We start from the raw sequence: 18,553 nt of genomic DNA on the forward strand, positions 1-18,553 counted from the left end.
GGGCCGATAATGGCGGGGTGGACCCGCAGGAGTACGTGGAGGCCGTGCTGCGCCTCGTCGAGCGCATCCCGCCCGGCCGGGTGATGACGTACGGCGCCGTCGCCGACGCCCTCGCCGACGCCTCCGGGCAGAACTCCGCCCGCCGGGTCGGCACGATCATGGCCCGGCACGGCGGCGGCGTGCCCTGGTACCGGGTCGTCAACGCCGCCGGGCGGGTCGCCCCGTCGCAGCCGGCGGCGGCGCTGGCCCGGCTGGCCGGCGAGGGCACCCCGCTGCGCGGCGACCGGGTCGACCTGCGCCGCGCCGCCTGGTACCCCGACGACCCGACCTGACCGCACGGCCCCGCGCCGCCCGGCCCGGCGGCGGCCGGCCCGGGCGGCGCGGGGCTCGGTGCCGCGGGGCCCCGGCGGCGCGCGGCCCGCGGCCGGGGTGGCGGCGCGGCGGTAGGGTGTCCGGGTGGGATTGCCGGCCGTACTGGGTGAGCCGATCCGGTTCGTACTGAACTGGGGTCGGCGCTACTCGCTGTGGGTGTTCAACTTCGGCCTCGCCTGCTGCGCGATCGAGTTCATCGCCGCCAGCATGTCCCGGCACGACTTCATGCGGCTCGGCGTGATCCCGTTCGCCCACGGCCCGCGCCAGGCCGACCTGATGGTCGTCTCCGGGACGGTCACCGACAAGATGGCCCCGGCGATCCTGCGGCTGTACGAGCAGATGCCCGAGCCCAAGTACGTGATCTCCTTCGGCTCGTGCGCCAACTGCGGCGGCCCGTACTGGGACTCCTACTCGGTGACCAAGGGCGTCGACCAGCTCATCCCCGTGGACGTGTACGTGCCCGGCTGCCCGCCCCGCCCCGAGGCCCTGCTGCACGGCATCCTGCGCCTCCAGGAGCGGATCGCCGGCGAGCAGGCCGGCATCGGCGGGGTGCCCCGGCCGGACCCGCTCGCACTGACCGCGCCCCTGGTACCGCCGCCGGCCTGACCCCCGACGCGCCGAACCGGCCCGGTGACCCGGCGGGCGGCAAGTAGGCTGCGGGGCGTGAGCGAGCAGCAGCGGGCCGGCGTGATCCTCGATGTCCTCGTCCGGGAGTTCGGCGAGTCGATGGGCCGCGACCCGGCCGCCTTCCGGCGCAAGTTCCGCAAGATGGCGGCGTCGCCGTTCGCGTTCTACCGGGGCAGCGCCAGCCTGTTCTACGCCGACCTGACCGGCCCGTACGCGGACGGGGAGTTCCTCGACCCGCGGACCAGCCGGGTGTGGATCCACGGCGACCTGCACGCGGAGAACTTCGGCACGTACATGAACGACGCCGGCGTGCTCGTCTTCAACGTCAACGACTTCGACGAGGCGTACGTCGGGCCGTTCACCTGGGACCTGAAGCGGTTCGCCGCCAGCATCGCCCTGCTCGGGTACGCCAAGGCGCTCTCCGACGCGGTGATCGGCGACCTGGTCAGCCGGTTCACGGCCGCCTACCACGCCGAGCTGGCCGCCATCGCCGCCGGCGGCGACGACGCGATCGGCTCGATCACCCTGGACACGGCCACCGGCGTGCTGCGCACGGTCCTGCAACGGGCCCGGCTGAGCACCCGGGTGGACCTGCTGGCCAGCCAGACCACGATCGACTCGTACGAGCGCCGGTTCTCGCTCGGCGAGGGCGTGTACGAGGTCGACGACCCGACCCGGGAGCGGGTGGCGGCGGCGTTCGACGCGTACCTGGGCACCCTGCCCCGGTCCACCGGGGTCCGCCCGGTCGCGGCCCGGATCAAGGACGTGAAGCTGCGCAAGGGCGTGGGCATCGGCTCGGCCGGTCTGCCGTCGTACAACCTGCTGCTGGAGGGCCACACCCAGGCGCTGGAGAACGACGTCGTGCTGTACATGAAGCAGGCCCAGGTCCCGGCGGTGGCCCGGCACATCGACGACCCGCGGGTGGCCGGCTACTTCCTGCACCAGGGCCACCGGACGGCCGAGTCGCAGCGGGCGTTGCAGGCGCACGCCGACCCGTGGTGCGGGCACACCGTGCTCGACGGCGTCGGCCAGGTCGTCGCCGAGGTCTCCCCGTACGCCGCCGACCTGGACTGGGCCGACGTCAACGAGCCGGCCGAGCTGGCCGACATCGTCACCGACCTGGGCCGGGCCGTCGCGCGGATGCACTCGGTCGCCGACGACGAGTCCGCGCACGACCTGGTGGACTACTCGACCGAGGAGGCGATCGCCGCGGCTGTCGGGACCGACCCGGCGCCGCTGGCCGCGTACCTCGTGGACTTCGCCCACGCGTACGGCGGCCGGGCGCGGGCCGACCACCAACTGTTCGTCGACCTGTTCCGCAACAATCGCCTCCCCGGCCTCTAACGGGTCACGTCGCCCGGCCGGGGCCGGCCCAGCCCGCCACCCGCAAGGCGGAGCCGGGACGATGTGAACAGCATGCTGATCCATGATCGGACAGGATCGGTGCCTCCCTCCACGACGTACGGCCATCCTGACAGGACCCACCGACATCCCCGGTCCGGCCGACCGCGGCGGGCCGGGCGGGCCCTAGGATCGGGGCATGGGTGAGCAGGAGCCCGCGGCGCTGCTGGCCGCCGCGCTGGGCGACGCCGAGGCGGTCGTCGGGGTATCGGCCGGCGGCCCGTACGCCCGCGGCACGGTCGACGTCCCGCCCGCGGCCTGGCCGGCGGCGGTCCGCGCGGCCCGGGACACCCCGGCCGTGGCCTGCGACTTCCTCGACTGGCTGAGCGCCGTCGACGAGGGCGACGGGTACACCGTCGTCGCCCACCTCTGGTCCACCACCGCCCGGCACGGCCTGCTGCTGCGCACCCGGCTGCCCGCCGTCGACCCGGCCGTGCCGTCCGTGGTCGACACGTTCCCCGGCGCCGCCTGGCACGAGCGGGAGACGCACGAGATGTTCGGCATCGACTTCCCCGGCCACCCCGGCGGCCTGCGCCCGCTGCTGCTGCCGCCGGAGTTCGAGGGCCACCCGCTGCGCAAGGACTTCGTCCTCGCCGCCCGGGTCGCCAAGGCGTGGCCGGGTGCCAAGGAGCCGGGCGAGGCCGCGGGCGGCGGCCGCCGCGCCCCCGCCCGCCCGCCGGGCGTCCCCGACCCCCGCGAGTGGGGCCCGGCCGCGGTCGACCCGGCCGCCGAGCCGGACGGTACCGCGTGAGCGCCGCCGAACTGGCGCTGCGGGTGGCGCTCGTGCTCGTCGCGTTCCTCACCCTGCCGCTGCTCGTCGGCCAGGCCGAGCACAAGGTCATGGCCCACATGCAGGGCCGGCTGGGCCCGATGTACGCGGGCGCGTTCCACGGCTGGGCGCAGCTCATCGCCGACGGCGTGAAGTTCGCCCAGAAGGAGGACATCACCCCGCGTGGCGCCGACCGGGCGGTGTTCCGGCTGGCCCCGGCGGTGGCGCTGCTGCCGTACCTGGTCGTACTGCTCGTCATCCCGCTCGGCCCCGGCGACCTGGTCGCGCAGCCGCTGGACGCCGGGCTGTTCTTCGCCCTCGCCGTCCTCGGCGTCGGGGTGCTGTCGCTGCTGATGGCGGCGTGGGCGTCGGCCAACAAGTACAGCCTGCTCGGCGGCCTGCGCGGCGCGGCCCAGCTCCTCGGGTACGAGCTGCCGCTGGTCCTGTCGGCGGCCTCGGTGGCGATGGCCGCCGGCACCCTCTCGCTGCCCGGCATCGTCGAGGCGTGGCGGCCGTGGTGGCTGCTCTGGCAGCTCCCGGCGCTGCTGGTGTTCCTGACCGCGGGACTGGCCGAGATCCGCCGGCCGCCGTTCGACATGCCGATCGCCGACTCGGAGCTGGTGTTCGGGTACCTCACGGAGTACACGGGGCTGCGCTTCGCCCTGTTCCTGCTCGCGGAGTACGTGGGGATCGTGGTGATCGCCGCGCTGACGACGGTGCTGTTCCTCGGCGGGTGGAAGGGGCCGTTCGCGGACGGCGCGCTGGGGTGGCTGTGGACGCTGCTGAAGGTCGGCGGGGTGAGCTTCTTCGTGATCTGGTGCCGGGTGGCGTTCCCGCGGCTGCGGGCGGATCAGTTGCAACGGCTGTGCTGGCAGGGGCTGGTACCGGTGGCCCTCGGGCAGTTGGTGTTGACGGCCGCTGTCGTGGTGGCCATCTGAGGGTCGGCCGCTTTGCGCTTGTGCGCTTCGGGCTTTGCGTTCGGCCCGCGTTGTGGGCTCTGTGTTGTGGGCTTGCGCTTTGGGCTTGCGCTTTGGGCTTTGCGTTGTGGGCGGTGGGGAGGGCGGGTGCCCCGGCAGGGGCGGTCAGGCTTGATCCCCTGCCGGGGCACCCGCCCTCCCCACCGCAGCGTCCGTACTCGGCTCGCGGTATCGGGCTGTGGTCTCGCCGAGCACCGTGGTCGGTGTGGTGACCACAGTGGCTCGACCGGCGGGGCGGGTCCATGCCCGTTGCCGGGCGGCCAGGATCGACGCCGTCCGGACCTCGATGAACCGCGTCGCGGGTGCGGCACCTTCGATGACCCGGCGGCTTTCACGGCGATCCACTGCTCGCCGTGCCGTTCGCGGATGTCCCCGACGGCGTCGATCTTGACGATGATCGAGCCGTTCCCCGTCACGTATTCGACGGTGCGTAGCACCAGGATGTCGCCGGTTCTCAGCATTCATACCTCCTGCGTCGATCGGTACGGGAGCGACGGAGGCCGGCTCTCCGTCGCCGTGGCGGCCCACCCCAACCGGCCCGCCGCAGCCGAATCGGCGGACGGCGTCAGGGACTCGTCGGGCTTGCTGCCGGGACGACCCTGTCCGGGTACGTCCTTGCCGGTCGACGGCCTTGCTCACGGTTTCCTCCTGACCACATCGGGTGGTCGTTCCAAGATGGGTTCGGCCAACATGAGGAAACAGGCGCGGCCTTTGGAGGCACGATGCGACTCGACTTCATCGGCAAGGACCCCGAGTCCGGGCGTGGCGATTCTCCGACGGTCTACCGTTGCCCGGACCGGGACAGCTACGTGATCCAGGGCTGGAAGCTCGACCCCGAGACGCTGGCCTCGCTCCATCTCCCTGGCCACGAGGACGCCGTGGAGATCCCCGCACGAATGCTCCGATTCCTCCAGCTCCCGAAGTAGGTGTCTTTGTTCGAGGTGGACCGCGCCGAGTTCGTTCGCCGGTACAGCAGCGTGCGGCGCAGCTGGGCGCACATGGAGCTGCGCGACTTCTATGGTGTGCCCGGCGATGCGGAACCCTTCGCGCGATGGCGTCGCGGCGAGTTGACCGACCTGAGCTACCACGACGGCTGGGCGAGCCTGGTCAGCGCGGGTTAGTAAGATCGAGAATGGCGCGGTCACCCCGACCCTCGGCAACGTCCGTGCATGGTGTCGCGCGTGTGATGCTGCGGATGAGCTGCCTGACCTCGTCAGTACCTTGCGGTCGATCGAGAGCGCATATGTCGAATGGCGGGCTCGGGTGCGGGATGGCATGCGCGGCGCTGCCCGGCCGGGCTCGCTGGAGCAGTACACCCGCACCCGCCTGTTCCGCATCCACGAGAGCGCCGTCATCCCCGGCATTTTTCCAGACCGAGGCGTACGCACGCGGGATCATCGGATTCTGGCGTGAGTTCCACCGTATTCCCGATGATGTGGAGGAGGCCGTGCGCTTCCGCTTGGAGCGAGCACGCAGGGTGATGCACGCGGGCAAGCGGATCGTGGTCGTTCTCGCCGAGAACGCGATCCGGACCCGGTATTGCGCGGAGCATGACGAACAACTGGTGAAGCTGCTCAGCGTCCGAGCCCTGCCGTACGTGTCGCTCGGGATCATCCCACTCGGCACTCTGGTCCGCTGCACCGGCGCGGGCACGGGTTTCTGGATCTACGACAACAGCGCGGTGTACCTCGAATCGCCATCGGCCGAGATCAAGGTGACCCGGCCGGGCGAGATCGACATCTACGCGCGGGTCTTCGCTCACCTCCAATCAGTCGCCGTGTACGGCCGGGACGCCCGCCGGATCATCACGCGCGCGCTGGACGACTCTTAGGCTTTCGGATGGCGCGCGGGCGCGGGGCGCGTGGACGGGGGTGCTCGCGCGGACGCTCTGGGACTCGGCAGAGGTGATGTGGACGTTTACTTTCTGAGTGGCGGTCGCCATGTTTTCTGCACTACGGCGGGCGCGAGTGGTCGGCAGGCAGGTGGTTGCGAGGAGCGGGCGGGGTGGACTTCTGTGCCGACTTGTTCGAGTGGGTCTGGCCACTGCCCACCAACCACGACGAGTGCCGGCCCGAGTAGCAATGCGGGCAGCGGAGCGGACCGACGGGTACGGTTGGCGTGGATGGACTGATTCTGACGGACCGTATCCGCCGGTAGATTCCCAGCTCAACAAGTGTCGCCCCCGCACGCGCGGGGATCTTCCCCAGCCGGGCGTGTTGGCGGGGCTGTTGGCCATGTCGCCCCCGCACGCGCGGGGATCTTCCCCCCTCGTCGGTGGGCAGCAGGTCCCGCATGGCGTCGCCCCCGCACGCGCGGGGATCTTCCCCACCCACCCGTCGTCGTCCGCGGCAACAACAAGTCGCCCCCGCACGCGGGGGGATCTTCCTAGGCCCGAGCGGGTGAGCATGCGCATGTCGGTCGCCCCCGCGCACGCGCGGGGATCTTCCGGAAGACACCTCCCATGAGGAGGGGTCTGGGCGTCGCCCCGCACGCGCGGGATCTTCCCGAGGCGCCGCGCGGTGAGCGCGATCATGACGCGCGGGGATCTTCCCCGCGGGGGAGTGTCGGGACGACTCGCTACGGTGTCGTCCCCGCACGCTAGTGGATCTTCCGCCGAGCGCGACGGCGAGGCTGTCGTCCATCCAGTCGCCCCGCTGCGCGGGGATCCTTCCCTGGGATGTGTGGGAGGTCCAGGACGTCCCCGAGTCGTCCCCGCACGCGCAGGACTTCCCGCGATCAACTGCTGGCACGGCTCGGGCGTGGCGTCACCCTCGCACGCGCGGGAATCTCTGCACGGCGGTGTGTCGTAGCCCTCGGCTCGGTGTCGCCCGCGTGTGCAGGGATCCTTCGTTGTGGCACTCGTCCACGATGATCCGGGCATCGTCGTCCCCGCACGCGCGGGGAGCTCACCCCGCAGCATCACCCCGACCTCAGCTGATCGCTGGTCGCCCTTGCAAACGCCGGACCTCCTGCGATGAGTAGCGGCACGATCGGGCTCGCGCGCGCCATGTGGTCGGGGGTGCTCGCGCGGAGGCTCGGGGACACGGCAGGATGAGCGGTATGGGACTACCGGGCGAAGGGTTGCTGAAGGGGCTCGCCGTCACCGGGCGGACGATGACCCGCCGCGCCGGCACGCAGCAGTACCCCGACACGCCCCCCGACCTCCCACCCCGCTCCCGCGGCGTCATCGCGCTGCGGGAGGAGAACTGCACCGTCTGCATGCTCTGTGCGCGCGAGTGCCCGGACTGGTGCATCTACATCGACTCGCACAAGGAGGAGGTCGTCGTACCGGGTGCGGCACGGGCGCGGCAGCGCAACGTGCTCGACCGGTTCGCGATCGACTTCTCGCTGTGCATGTACTGCGGCATCTGCATCGAGGTGTGCCCGTTCGACGCGCTGTTCTGGTCGCCGGAGTTCGAGTACGCCGAGTATGACCTGCGCGACCTGCTGCACGAGCGGGAGCGGCTGGGGGAGTGGATGGCGACGGTACCGCCGCCGCCCGCGCACGACCCCAACGGCGAGCCGGCCAAGGAGGAGGCCGCCGCGGCCAAGCGCACCGGACCCGCCGCCGCGCCGGCCGGCGCTCAGCCGTCGGTGACCGCCGGACCAACTCGCCCCGCTCGCCCGGCCGGGGAGGCGCGGCCGACCCGCCCGCCACGCGCGGCCGGAACGGCACCGCCGGCAACCGAGCCGTCCGCAACCGCACCACCCACGACCGAATCGGGCGCGACCGCACCACCCGCGACCGAATCACACGAGACCGAACCGCGGGCAAGCGAACCGCCCACGCCCACCGGCCCCGCCACCGCTCGGCCTGCCGACCTGCCGCCTCCCGGTCCGCCGAAAGCCGTTCCGCCGCCCGCAGCGCCCCCGCCCGCCGTGCCGCCGGACGGGGATGGCGCGTGACCGCCGCCGACGCGCTGCTCGTCGCGCTCGGGGCGATCGCCGTCGCCGCCGGGTTCCGGGTGGTGGCCACCGCGCACGTCGTCCGGGCCGGGCTGCACCTGGTGCTGTGCCTGGGCGCGCTCGCGGGGATGTACCTCGTGCTCGGCGCCGAGTTCGTCGCCTGGGTGCAGGTGTTGATCTACGTCGGCGCGGTGGTGGTGCTGCTGCTGTTCGCCGTGATGCTCACCCGGGCGCCGATCGGCGCGGCCGACGACCTGGACCGGCCCGGCTGGGCCGCGCCGGTGGTCGGGGGCGCCGCCGGACTGGGCCTGGCCGCGCTGCTGGTCGACGCGTACCGGTGGACGAGCATCGACCCGCCCCCGCCCGGTACCGCGGGCGCGATCGGCGCGGAGGTGTTCGCCACCTGGGTGCTGCCGTTCGAGGTGGTGTCGATCCTGCTGCTGGCCGCGCTGGTCGGCGCGATCGTCGTCTCCCGCCCGGCGGAGCGCGGCTGATGCACCCCACGATCCCGTACGTAACGGCCGCGCTGCTGTTCGGCCTCGGGGTGTTCGGCGTGCTCCGCCGGCGCAACGCCGTCCTGCTGCTGATGGCGGTGGAGCTGCTGCTCAACGCCGTGAACCTGGTCCTGGTGACCGCGGACGCCACGGTCCGCGCGACGCTGGCCGGGGCGCTGCCGTACGGCGGGCAGGTGTTCGCCCTCTTCATCATCGTGCTCGCCGCCGCCGAGATCGGCGTCGGCCTGGCGCTCATCCTGCGCCTGTTCCGCACCCGCGCCACGGTCGCCACCGACGCCATCCCCCTGGACGCGGACGCGAGCACGGACACGAACACGGACACGAACACGGACACCGAAGCCCCGGTCGCCGAGGGCAAACCCGCCGAAGGCAGACCCGCCGAGGAAACCCCCGCCGGGGGTGTGCGGTGAGCGCCGTCGCCGTCGGGTACGCCCTGCCCGCCGTACCGCTGGCCGCCGGCCTCGCCGGGCTGCTCCTGCCGCAGTCCGCCCGCCGCGCCGGCGCCGCTCTCGGCCTGGCCGGCGCCGCCGGCGCGCTGCTGCTCGCCGTCGCCCTGCACCTGCTCCGCCCGGAGGTGTACCACCACCTGCGCTGGGCCGACTTCGGCGACCTGGCCGTCGGGCTGGACGTCTGGCTGGAGCCGTCCACCGGGCTGTTCGCCGTGGCCGTGGCGGCGGTGGCGCTGGCGGTGCAGGCGTACTCGGTCGGGTACCTGCGCGGCGACGACCGGTACGCCCCCTACGCCGCCCAGATCAGCCTGTTCACCGCGGCGATGCTGATCGTCGTGGTGGCCGGCGACCTGGTCCTGCTGCTGGTCGGCTGGGAGGTGATGGGCCTGTGCTCGTACCTGCTCATCGCCCACGACCGCCGGCTCGACGCGGCGCCGGGCGCCGCGGTGAAGGCGTTCCTCGTGACCCGGGTGGGCGACGTCGGGTTCCTGCTCGGGATCGCGCTGCTCGCCGTCCGGGCGGACTCGCTGAGCCTGCCCGCCATCGCCGCCGCCGACCTGCCGCCGGGCGTGCTCGCGGGGGCGAGCCTGCTCATCCTGTGCGGGGTAATGGGCAAGAGCGCCCAGGTCCCGCTGCACACCTGGCTGCCGGACGCGATGGCCGGCCCCACCCCGATCTCCGCGCTGATCCACGCGGCCACGATGGTCGCCGCGGGCGTGTACGTGCTGGTCCGGCTCGACGCCGTGTTCACCGGCCCGGCCCGCGCGGTGCTCGGCGTGCTCGCCGCCGTGACGCTGCTGCTCGGGGCGCTCGCCGCCGCGGCCGCCGACGACATCAAGCGGGTGCTGGCCTGGTCCACGGTGTCCCAGGTCGGGTACATGATGGGGGCGATCGCCCTGCGCCCGGTCGCGAACGCGCTGTTCCACCTGCTCACCCACGCCGCGTTCAAGGCGCTGCTGTTCCTCTGCGCGGGCGCGGTCATCCACGCCGCCGGCACCAACGCGATGCCCGGCGGGCTGCGCCGGCGGATGCCGGTGACGTTCTGGTGCACCGCGATCGGGCTCGGCGCGCTGGCCGGGGTGCCGCCGCTGTCGGGGTACGTGAGCAAGGAGATGATCGTGGCCGCGGCCGGCGCGGCGGGCGGGCCGGTGGGCTGGACGTTCCGGGTCGCCGCGCTGCTCGGCCTCGCCCTGACCGCCTACTACGCCGCCCGGCTGCTGCTGCGCACGTTCGCCGGCCCGGCCGGGCCGGCCGCCGCCGGCGCGCACGACCCGGGCTGGTGGATGCGCACGCCGATGCTGCTGCTGACCGTACCCAGCGCCCTGCTCGGCCTGGCCGCCCTCGACGGCGACGCCCGCCGGCTGCTGCGGCTGGCCGCGCCGCACCTGTCCGCGGACGCGCTGCTGCCGCTCGCGCTGACCGCGGCCGGCCTGGCCGCGGCGTGGTGGCGCTGGCGGCGCGACCCGGCGATGCCCGGCCCGCGCGCCGCGGCCGCCGGCTTCGGCGCGGACGCGGTCCAGCGGGCGCTGGTGGTCCGGCCGACCGCCGCGCTGGCCCGGGTCGCCCGGGCCGCCGACGAGCGCGGCCTCGGCGGCGCGGTCGCCGGCCTCGGTCGGGCGGTCGACGCCGCGGCCGAGCGGGTCGCCGCGCTGCACCGCGGGCCGCTGCCGCGGGCGACCGCGCTCGCGCTCGGCGGGCTGGTGCTCGCCGCCGCCGCGGCCGGGCTGCTCGGGGGCGCGCGGTGAGCGGCGCGGCGCTGGTCGCCGTCCTGGCCCTGCCGGCCCTCGGCGCGGTCGCGGCCGTCGCCGTCCGCGGGGACCGCGCCGGGCGCGCGCTGGCCGCGGCCGCCGCCGCCCTCACCCTGGTCGCCGCGGCGTTCCTCGGCCCCGGTACCGGGCCGGCCGGCGGGCCGCCGCGCTGGCACGACCTGGACCTGCCCTGGGTACCGGCGCTCGGCCTGCGCTTCCACCTGGCCGTGGACGGCATCGCGTACCCGCTCGTGCTGCTCACCGCCCTGCTCACGCTGCTGTGCTGCGGGTACCTGCTGGCCCGGCCGCCCGAGCGCGGCGGGCGGGTGCTGGCCGCGCTGCTGCTGCTCGTCGAGCTGGGCGCGCTCGGCACGTTCCTCGCCTGGGACCTGGTGCTGTTCTTCTGCTTCTTCGAGGTCGTCCTGCTGCCGATGTACGCGATCATCGCCGGCTGGGGCGGCGCCGACCGGCGCCGCGCGGCGCGGCTGTTCGTGCTGTACACGCTGGCCGGCTCCGTCCTGCTGCTGGTCGGCGTGCTGACCGTGGTGACCGCCGCCGGTACGGCCGACCTCGCCGCCCTCACCGCCGCGCACGGCGCCGGCCTGCCCCGCGGCGTGCAGGCGACGGCGTTCGCGCTGCTGGCGCTCGCCTTCGCGGTCAAGGCGCCGCTGTGGCCGCTGCACACCTGGCTGCCCGCCGCGCACACCGCCGCCCCGACCGTCGGCAGCGTGCTGCTGGCCGGGGTCCTGCTCAAGCTGGGCACGTACGGGCTGATCCGGGTGGGCCTCGGCGTCACCCCCGACGCCGCCGTCGCGGCCGGCCCGCTGCTCGGCGCGCTGGCCACCGCGGCGATCCTCGTCGGCGGACTGGTCTGCCTGGCGCAGACCGAGCTGAAGCGGCTGATCGCGTACTCCAGCGTCGGGCACATGGGCTTCGTCCTGCTGGGCGTCGCCACCGGTACCGAGATCGGCCTGCACGCCGCCCTGGTCGGCAACGTCGCGCACGGGCTGATCACCGGCCTGCTGTTCTTCCTGGCCGGAGTGATCCGCGACGGTACCGGCACCGGCGACCTGCGCGACCTCGGCGGCCTGCGCGAGCGCGCCCCCTGGCTGGCCGGCGTGCTCGGCTTCGCCGCGGTCGCCTCGCTCGGCCTGCCCGGCCTGGCCGGCTTCTGGGGCGAGGCGTTCGCGGTGGTCGGCGCGTGGCGGGCCGGCGGCGCGTACTGGGCCGCGCTCGGCGCGCTCGCGGCGCTCGGCGGCGCGCTGACGGCCGCGTACTTCCTGCGCCTGCTCCGCCGGGTCAGCCACGGCCCCGCGACCCCCGCGGTCGCCGGCCTGGCCCGCCCCGCGGCGGCGCAGTGGTCGGTGTGGGCGGTGCTGGTCGGCCTGACGCTGCTGCTCGGCCTGCTGCCGGCGCTGGTCCTGGAGCCCGGCCACGCCCCGCTGCGGTACCTGGTGGGGGAGTGATGACCTTCGACCACGCGGCGCTGCTGCCCGCGTACCTGGCCGCCGGCACCGCCCTGCTCGTCCTGCTCGCCGACCTGGTGTTCGCCCGCCGCGGCGCGGTCCTCGGCACGGCGGCGCTCGGCGCGCTGGCCACCGGGGTCGGCGCGGCCGTCGTCGGCGCCGGCGGGACCAGGGAGACGCTGTGCGCGGCCGGCGGCTGCGCCTACCGGGCCACCGGGTACGCCGCCGTCGTCGCCGCCCTGTTCGCCGCGCTCACCCTCGGCGTGCTCGCCCTGGCCGCGCCGCTGCTGCGCGAGCCGGACGTCCCCGCCGGCGAGTGGTGCTTCCTGCTGGCCGCCTCGATGACCGGCGGCGTCGTCCTCGGCTACGCCGCCGACCTGGTCACCCTGCTGGTCGCCGTCGAGACGCTGACCCTGCCGCTGTACCCGCTGGTCGCGCTGCGCGCCCGCCGCCGCGCGGCCGGGGCGGCGGTGACGTACTACGTGGTCAGCGTCGTCGCCTCCGCGGTGAGCCTGCTCGGCGCCGCCCTGCTGTACGCCGCCACGGGCCGGCTGCACCTGGCCGCGCTGGCCGCCGGCCCGGCCGCCGACACCCGGCTGGCCGCCGTCGGGACCGTCCTGCTGCTGGTCGGCCTGGCCGTCAAGGTCGCCGCCGTACCGGTGCACGCCTGGGCCCCCGCCGTCTACGACGGCGCGGCGCTGCCGGTCACGGCGTACCTGTCCACCGCCGCGAAGGTCGGCGGCGCCGTCGCCCTGCTGGCCCTGTGGCGCGGCCCGCTCCCCGGCCAGTGGACAGGCCCCGCGCTCGCCGTCGTCGCCGCGGTCACGATGACCGCCGGCAACCTGGCCGCGCTGCGCCAGCGCCGGATCGTCCGGCTGCTGGCGTGGTCGTCGGTGGCGCAGCTCGGGTACGTCCTCGCCCCGCTCGCCGTGGTCCTGTCGGCCGGCCAGCGGGACGGGGCCGCGGTGCGGGCGGCGGGCGCGGCGGCGCTGGCGTATCTGGTGTTCTTCGTGCTGATCGAGTTCGGCGCGTTCGCGGCGCTGGTGGCGCTGCGCGGCGCGGCCGGCGACGGCGGCACGATCGAGTCGTACCGGGGCGCCGCCCGCGACCGGCCCCTCGCCGGGGCGGCGCTGGCGCTCGCGCTGGTCGGCCTCGCCGGCCTGCCGCCGGGGCTGGCCGGGCTGTTCGCCAAGATCACGGCGACCCGGGCGGTGCTGGCCGGCGACCTGCCGTGGCTGGCGCTGCTGATCGCCGCCAACACGGTCCTGGCCCTGGCCTACTACCTCCGCCCGGCCACTGCCCTGTACCGGCGCGGTGGGACCTTTGTCGGGTTCGCCGGCCGGCCGTGGAGTGTCACCGCGGGGCTCGGCGCCGCCACCGCGGCCGCCGTACTGGTGGGATTCGCCCCGCAGTGGGTACTGGACCTGGCGGCCCTGCCCTGGTGAACACGGCGGATTCCCGGGTTGCTCCCCGCCGGCGCACAGCTCGGCCGGGTTAGCTGGGGCGTGCGGCCCCCACTCGCCGCGCACCGGAGGTGTTCCACGTGCACGGGCACCACAACGGCCTCAAGACCGCCGCCCTGCTCGGCCTGCTCACCGCCCTGATCATCGGGGTCGGCTACTGGCTGGGCGGCAGTACCGGGGTCATCATCGCCACGGGCGTCTCCCTGGTGATGAACGCCGTCAGCTACTTCTGGTCCGACCGGATCGCCCTGCGCTCGATGGGCGCCCAGCCGGTCACCGAGGCCGAGCTGCCCGACCTGTACCGCATCGTCCGCTCCCTGTCGGCGGCCGCGAACCAGCCCATGCCCCGCCTGTACGCCAGCCCGACCCTCCAGCCCAACGCCTTCGCCACCGGCCGCAACCCCCAGCACGCCGCGGTCTGCGTGACGGCCGGCCTGCTCCAGATGCTCGACCCCCGCGAGCTGCGCGCGGTCATCGGCCACGAACTGTCCCACGTGTACAACCGGGACATCCTCCTCTCCAGCGTCGCCGCCGCGCTCGCCGGCATCATCACGATGCTGGCCAACCTCGCCTTCTTCCTCCCGTTCGGCGGCGGCGACGACGAGGACCGCCCCAACCCGCTGGTCACCCTGGTCCTGCTGATCCTCGGCCCGCTCGCCGCGACGGTGATCCAGCTCGCGATCAGCCGCAGCCGCGAGTACCAGGCCGACGCCTCCGGCGCCGCCCTGACCGGCGACCCGCTCGCCCTGGCCAGCGCGCTGCGGAAGATCCACTACGGCGCCAGCCGGCTGCCGCTCCCGCCGAACGGGCAGCTCACCAGCACCGCGCACCTGATGATCGCCAACCCGCTGTCGGGGGGCGGCATCGCGGCGATGTTCAGCACCCACCCGCCGATGGAGGACCGGGTCCGCCGCCTGGAGCAGATGGCCACCGGCATCGTCGGCTGACCATTTTCGGCAGCCGGTCGAGGCCCGCCGTCCCGCGCCCTCCGCTGAGGTCGCCGCCGTGACCGCGGCCACGGCGAAATGCCGTACCGCCGCCCCACGGGCGTGGCTAGGCTGTGCCGGCCCGCCATGATCGAGTGGGCGCCGACCCCGTGGCACCCGGCGTCCGCCCGCCCCGCTCGCCCTACCCCGGACGCCGCGGTACCGCACCCCGAGCGCGAGGAGGCGGACCGTGCCGGCGTTGCGCCCGTACGCGGCCCTGTGGCGCATCCCCGGCGCCCCCGCGCTGCTCCTCGCCGGCGTCCTCGCCCGCCTGAGCATCGGCGTCACCCCGCTGGCGATGCTCCTGCTTGTCCAGCGCGGCACCGGCAGCTACGCCCCCGCCGGCCTCGCCGACGCCATCGCGGCCCTCTCCGGCGCCGCGCTGGGCCCGCTGCTGGGCCGTCTCGCCGACCGCATCGGCCCGGCCCCCGTCCTGCTGACCACGGGCCTGGCCCACCCGCTCGCCCTGCTCGCCCTCCTCTGGGCCGTCCACACCGGCCCGCTCCCGCTGATCCTGGCCGCCGCGGCCGTCACCGGCGCCACCTTCCCGCCCACCACGGCCGCCGTCCGCGGCGCCTGGAACGACCTGACCGAGCCCGCCACCGGGCGCGCCGACCTGCGCGCCCCCGCCCTGGCGGCGGAGACGTCGCTGTTCGAGGTCGTCTTCATCCTCGGCCCGCTGATGTTCGCCGGCCTGACCCTGCTGTCCGGCCCCGAACTGGCCATCGCGGCGGCCGCCGCCACCACCCTGGCCGGCACCCTCACCCTGGCCCGCGGCCGGGTGATGCGCGGCTGGCGCCCGCACCCGACGGCCGGCCCGACCCGCGGCGCGGGCGCCCTGGCCACCCCCGGCTTCCCCACCCTGCTGGCCGCCGTCGGCCTGCTCGGCCTGGCGTTCGGCGCGATGGCGGTCACCGTACCGGCGTTCGCCACCCAGCACGCCCCCACCGCGGCCGAGGCCACCGCCGGAATTCTGCTGGCAGTCTGGGGCGTCGGCAGCGCGGTCGGCGGCATCTCGTACGGCATCCGCCCGCCGACGGCGCCGCTGTCCCGCCAGTACGGCGCCTTCGCCGCCCTGCTGTCGGCGGCCCTGCTCTCGTACGCCGCGATGCCCGACGTCCTGCCCCTGGGCCTGGCGCTGACGGTCGGCGGCGCGGCGATCGCCCCGGCGCTGACGGCACAGAACAGCCTCGTCGGGCGGATCACGCCGGCGGGGATGCGGAACGAGGCGTACACGTGGGCGACGACGCTGATGGTGGCGGGGAGCGCGCTGGGCGGGGCGCTGGCGGGGGTGGTGGTGGAGCGGGCGCACGGGGTGGCGTGGATGTTCGTCATCGCGAGCGCGGTGGTGGCGGTGTCGGCCGTCCTGACGTCAGCGCGCTCGGGCGCGGTGTACCGCGCGGACGTCCCTCAGCCGGCATGAGCCCGGCGGGAAGCAGGCACGGGTATCGGACGAGCGGCCGGGGAGCGCCGGGCGGCGGTGCGCCCGCGGGGCCGCGACCTCCGGAGAGGGTCGCGGGCCCGCGGGCCGGAGCCGATCGCTCAGCGGTAGTTGGTGAACTGATCCCGCAGGCCCTCTGACCTGGGCATCCATACCGCTGTCATCCCTCTAGGCCGTCATCAGGCCGTGGCGACGGCCCTTCGTGCCCCAACGCCTTGTCCACCGCGTTGCGGGTGCGCTCCTGGTCGGCATCAGGTGGGTGTAGGTGCGGAGCGTGAAACCCGGGTCCGAGTGCCCTAGGTAGGCAGCCAGGGCCTTGATCGACTCACCAGCGTCGAGCACCGAGGCATAGAAGTGCCGCAACGCGTGCATCCCGTTCTTTCGCGCCTTGGCGATCCCGGCCGCAGTGACCGCGGGCCACCAGCTCTCCCGGTTGAGCGTGTTGCGGTCCAGCGCCACGCCGCTCTTGTCGTAGATCAACAGATCAGCCGTTATCGGCTTGCCCGACGGGATCTCCCAAGGGAGCACCAGGGACTTCGGCGCCCAAGCGGCGACATGGGCCTCAAGGCGGCCCGGCAAGCGGGCCGCACGCGCCGCCGCCAGGGCGCGCGGCCTCCACGCCGCGGGGCTCCGTTCCGGCCGCGTAGCACGCCCGGCGCCTGGCGCTTCGCCAACACGACAACGCCCCGGGCCGCCGAGGCTGGCAGCGCGGGGCGTTGCGTCGCGCGCATCGAGGTGCCCGCCGTGCGGGCCGTACGTGCACCAGCTCGGCGACCAGGCCGCCGTGGTGGATGCGGCCTGCGGCCGTAGCCGGTTGCGGTTAGAGCGCCTCCGGCGGGGGCGCTCCTGCTCCGGGATGGCCGAGGGTCGGCGCGGCCGTCGCGGCGGGTGCGTGGTCGGGGTGGGGCTGGGTGCCATCCCGCCTGCTCTCGTCCCGGGCAAGCCGAGCAGACCGGCCCCGGGGTGACCAGGTCGTACGTCCGCCGGGCGCTCCACCTGGTCACCCCGGGGCCGGCCCGCACCCCAGAGGGCGGGACGACAGCAGACGGGATGGCAATGCGACGTCTAGACCTGGATGGCTCTGGCTAGTGGGCGGCGCCGTTTGCTATTCGTAGTACGTCCGCGCAAAGGAACAACCTATGAGTTCGGCGGCCGGTTATCTCTCGAAGAACCCCAAGGGTCACTAACTTGGAAATTGCCTGATTGGCGGTTTCGAATGGTCGATCAATCAATTTTGCCGCTGTCGAAACATCGATGATCGGGAAACCGATAAGGATATCGGCGACTTCCATTGCGGCCCCTCGCGCCCCAGCCTCGCGTAGCCGGGCAGAGTAGGAGGACTTTAGTGCGAGAAGATCGTTGATTGTCTTGACGCCGTTTTCGGCTTGAATCTTCACGCCTTCGGAAATGAACGATACCCAAGGGTTGAAGTCGCCTGTGTGACTTACCTTCAACAAGCCCGCGATGTAGTCGTCCTTCCGCTCTTCCAGCCATCTTGCTAGATTGAGAACAGGCTTGGTCATAATATTGTCGGCTATGAGCTGAAGGACCATGATCAGTCTGCCTAGTCGCCCGTTTCCATTGTTATATGGATGTAGCGTCTCGAACTGATAGTGACCCATCGCTATTTTGATGACCGGGGAGAGCGGAAGAGTGTTGTCGTTTACCCACTTCTCCCAATCGCTGAAACCGTCGACCAATATTGGGCCGGGCGGGCTTGGCACTAAACGCGCTTCCGAGATCGGCCTGTTCTTCGGTCCGATTGCTACTTGATGTTGCCGTAAATCGCCTGCCTCGCCAGAGTCGTCGGGGGTATTCCTTACAATTTCTTTTTGGACTGGCCCCAGAAGGGTGCGGCAGATTGGGTACTTCTCACTACGTTCCAAGGCTAATTCAGTTGCGCGGATATAGTTGATGACCTCGCGCTGCTCTTGTGACTGTTGGTTCTCGGCCAAGAACTCGGCCTCAAGAACCTCATCGAAGGTGGCGTAGGTGCCTTCGAGAGCGGAGGTGGCTACTGCCTCACGACGCAGAATCGGCCTGACCAAGAGCTCGGGCCTGGGCAGCTGGGTCATGGCTTGGTCAAGGCGCGCTAGCTGCATCGCGGCAGCGGTAGCGATCTGATGGGTAGCCGGCAGGAGATCAGGCGACGAAGGGAGGGGTTTAGGCACATATGCCCAGTACCTCCAGTCGTCACCGGTGCGGGGATCGGTGCCCGAGATGGGCTCTAGGCGCCCAATCGGGGAGTTGCGAAGGCCTTCCACGTCCACGTCATTCAGGTTAGCGCGCCCATCCCTGAATGTGCGGGCGGGTGGTTCAGGTTTCGTGCGCACCGCTCGGCGACATTCAGATTTCAGGCCAAAACCTGAACAGCGAGCATGCTCGTTCAGGTTTCTGATGCAACCCGCTGCTCTGTTCAGGGTCATGGGCAGA

Annotated in this window: 17 protein-coding genes and 1 pseudogene; 16 read left to right on the forward strand and 2 right to left on the reverse strand. The window is 73.4% G+C overall.

The genetic code is table 11. From position 1 onward, the window contains the following. Nucleotides 1-17: 17 nt before the first annotated feature. The 16 genes and pseudogenes from IEY94_RS15005 to IEY94_RS15080 all read left to right on the forward strand — a co-directional run bounded on the left by IEY94_RS15005 (nt 18) and on the right by IEY94_RS15080 (nt 16,102). Nucleotides 18-332, forward strand: a complete 315-nt coding sequence (locus IEY94_RS15005) for an MGMT family protein (RefSeq protein ID WP_189170793.1) — start codon at nt 18-20, stop codon at nt 330-332. A 124-nt stretch (nt 333-456) separates the two neighbouring features. Beyond that, entirely contained in the window at nt 457-978 is a 522-nt protein-coding gene (locus IEY94_RS15010) for an NADH-quinone oxidoreductase subunit B (RefSeq protein ID WP_189170794.1), read from the forward strand. Nucleotides 979-1,035: 57 nt separating this feature from the next. Continuing rightward, on the forward strand, nt 1,036-2,343 hold the full coding sequence (locus IEY94_RS15015; RefSeq protein WP_373291296.1) for a DUF2252 domain-containing protein: 1,308 nt from the start codon (nt 1,036-1,038) through the stop codon (nt 2,341-2,343). A gap of 196 nt (nt 2,344-2,539) precedes the next feature. Next, nucleotides 2,540-3,151 (forward strand): NADH-quinone oxidoreductase subunit C, encoded by a 612-nt coding sequence (locus tag IEY94_RS15020; RefSeq protein ID WP_189170795.1) that lies wholly within the window; start codon nt 2,540-2,542, stop codon nt 3,149-3,151. Then, the gene (locus IEY94_RS15025; RefSeq protein WP_189170796.1) at nt 3,148-4,107 is read left to right on the forward strand and encodes a complex I subunit 1/NuoH family protein; all 960 of its coding nucleotides are present in this window, start codon (nt 3,148-3,150) and stop codon (nt 4,105-4,107) included. The genes IEY94_RS15020 and IEY94_RS15025 overlap by 4 nt, the downstream gene beginning before the upstream one ends. 761 nt (nt 4,108-4,868) lie before the next feature. Then, on the forward strand, nt 4,869-5,072 hold the full coding sequence (locus IEY94_RS15030) for a hypothetical protein (protein WP_189170797.1): 204 nt from the start codon (nt 4,869-4,871) through the stop codon (nt 5,070-5,072). 15 nt (nt 5,073-5,087) lie between these two features. Continuing rightward, complete coding sequence (locus tag IEY94_RS15035; protein WP_373291299.1) at nt 5,088-5,267, forward strand: DUF6879 family protein; 180 nt, start codon at nt 5,088-5,090, stop codon at nt 5,265-5,267. 149 nt (nt 5,268-5,416) lie between these two features. Beyond that, a complete protein-coding gene (locus IEY94_RS15040) occupies nt 5,417-5,977 on the forward strand; it encodes a Scr1 family TA system antitoxin-like transcriptional regulator (RefSeq protein WP_229783930.1) in 561 nt (186 codons plus the stop codon). A gap of 1,220 nt (nt 5,978-7,197) precedes the next feature. Further along, nucleotides 7,198-7,819: pseudogene (locus IEY94_RS23605) on the forward strand (NuoI/complex I 23 kDa subunit family protein); the annotation flags it as partial. Nucleotides 7,820-8,048: 229 nt separating this feature from the next. Beyond that, entirely contained in the window at nt 8,049-8,546 is a 498-nt protein-coding gene (locus tag IEY94_RS15050; protein ID WP_189170801.1) for an NADH-quinone oxidoreductase subunit J family protein, read from the forward strand. Beyond that, complete coding sequence (nuoK, locus tag IEY94_RS15055) at nt 8,546-8,977, forward strand: NADH-quinone oxidoreductase subunit NuoK (protein ID WP_189170802.1); 432 nt, start codon at nt 8,546-8,548, stop codon at nt 8,975-8,977. The genes IEY94_RS15050 and nuoK overlap by 1 nt, the downstream gene beginning before the upstream one ends. Beyond that, a complete protein-coding gene (locus IEY94_RS15060) occupies nt 8,974-10,761 on the forward strand; it encodes an NADH-quinone oxidoreductase subunit 5 family protein (protein ID WP_189170803.1) in 1,788 nt (595 codons plus the stop codon). Before nuoK ends, IEY94_RS15060 begins: the two co-directional genes overlap by 4 nt. Continuing rightward, nucleotides 10,758-12,230, forward strand: a complete 1,473-nt coding sequence (locus IEY94_RS15065) for a complex I subunit 4 family protein (RefSeq protein WP_189170804.1) — start codon at nt 10,758-10,760, stop codon at nt 12,228-12,230. Before IEY94_RS15060 ends, IEY94_RS15065 begins: the two co-directional genes overlap by 4 nt. Beyond that, entirely contained in the window at nt 12,230-13,675 is a 1,446-nt protein-coding gene (locus tag IEY94_RS15070; protein ID WP_189170805.1) for an NADH-quinone oxidoreductase subunit N, read from the forward strand. Before IEY94_RS15065 ends, IEY94_RS15070 begins: the two co-directional genes overlap by 1 nt. A 98-nt stretch (nt 13,676-13,773) precedes the next feature. Beyond that, entirely contained in the window at nt 13,774-14,640 is an 867-nt protein-coding gene (gene htpX / locus IEY94_RS15075; protein ID WP_189170806.1) for a zinc metalloprotease HtpX, read from the forward strand. 229 nt (nt 14,641-14,869) lie between these two features. Beyond that, entirely contained in the window at nt 14,870-16,102 is a 1,233-nt protein-coding gene (locus IEY94_RS15080) for an MFS transporter (protein WP_189170807.1), read from the forward strand. A gap of 186 nt (nt 16,103-16,288) precedes the next feature. Here IEY94_RS15080 and IEY94_RS15085 read toward each other — a convergent pair whose 3' ends face one another. Together IEY94_RS15085 and IEY94_RS15090 are read right to left on the reverse strand one after the other, a co-directional pair. Next, the gene (locus IEY94_RS15085; RefSeq protein WP_229783939.1) at nt 16,289-16,648 is read right to left on the reverse strand and encodes a tyrosine-type recombinase/integrase; all 360 of its coding nucleotides are present in this window, start codon (nt 16,646-16,648) and stop codon (nt 16,289-16,291) included. Nucleotides 16,649-17,205: 557 nt separating this feature from the next. Next, complete coding sequence (locus IEY94_RS15090; RefSeq protein WP_306341608.1) at nt 17,206-18,546, reverse strand: Fic family protein; 1,341 nt, start codon at nt 18,544-18,546, stop codon at nt 17,206-17,208. Nucleotides 18,547-18,553: the final 7 nt, after the last annotated feature.

Origin of the sequence: Pilimelia anulata (assembly GCF_014647895.1) — a bacterium.
Taxonomy (GTDB): Bacteria; Actinomycetota; Actinomycetes; order Mycobacteriales; family Micromonosporaceae; genus Pilimelia; species Pilimelia anulata.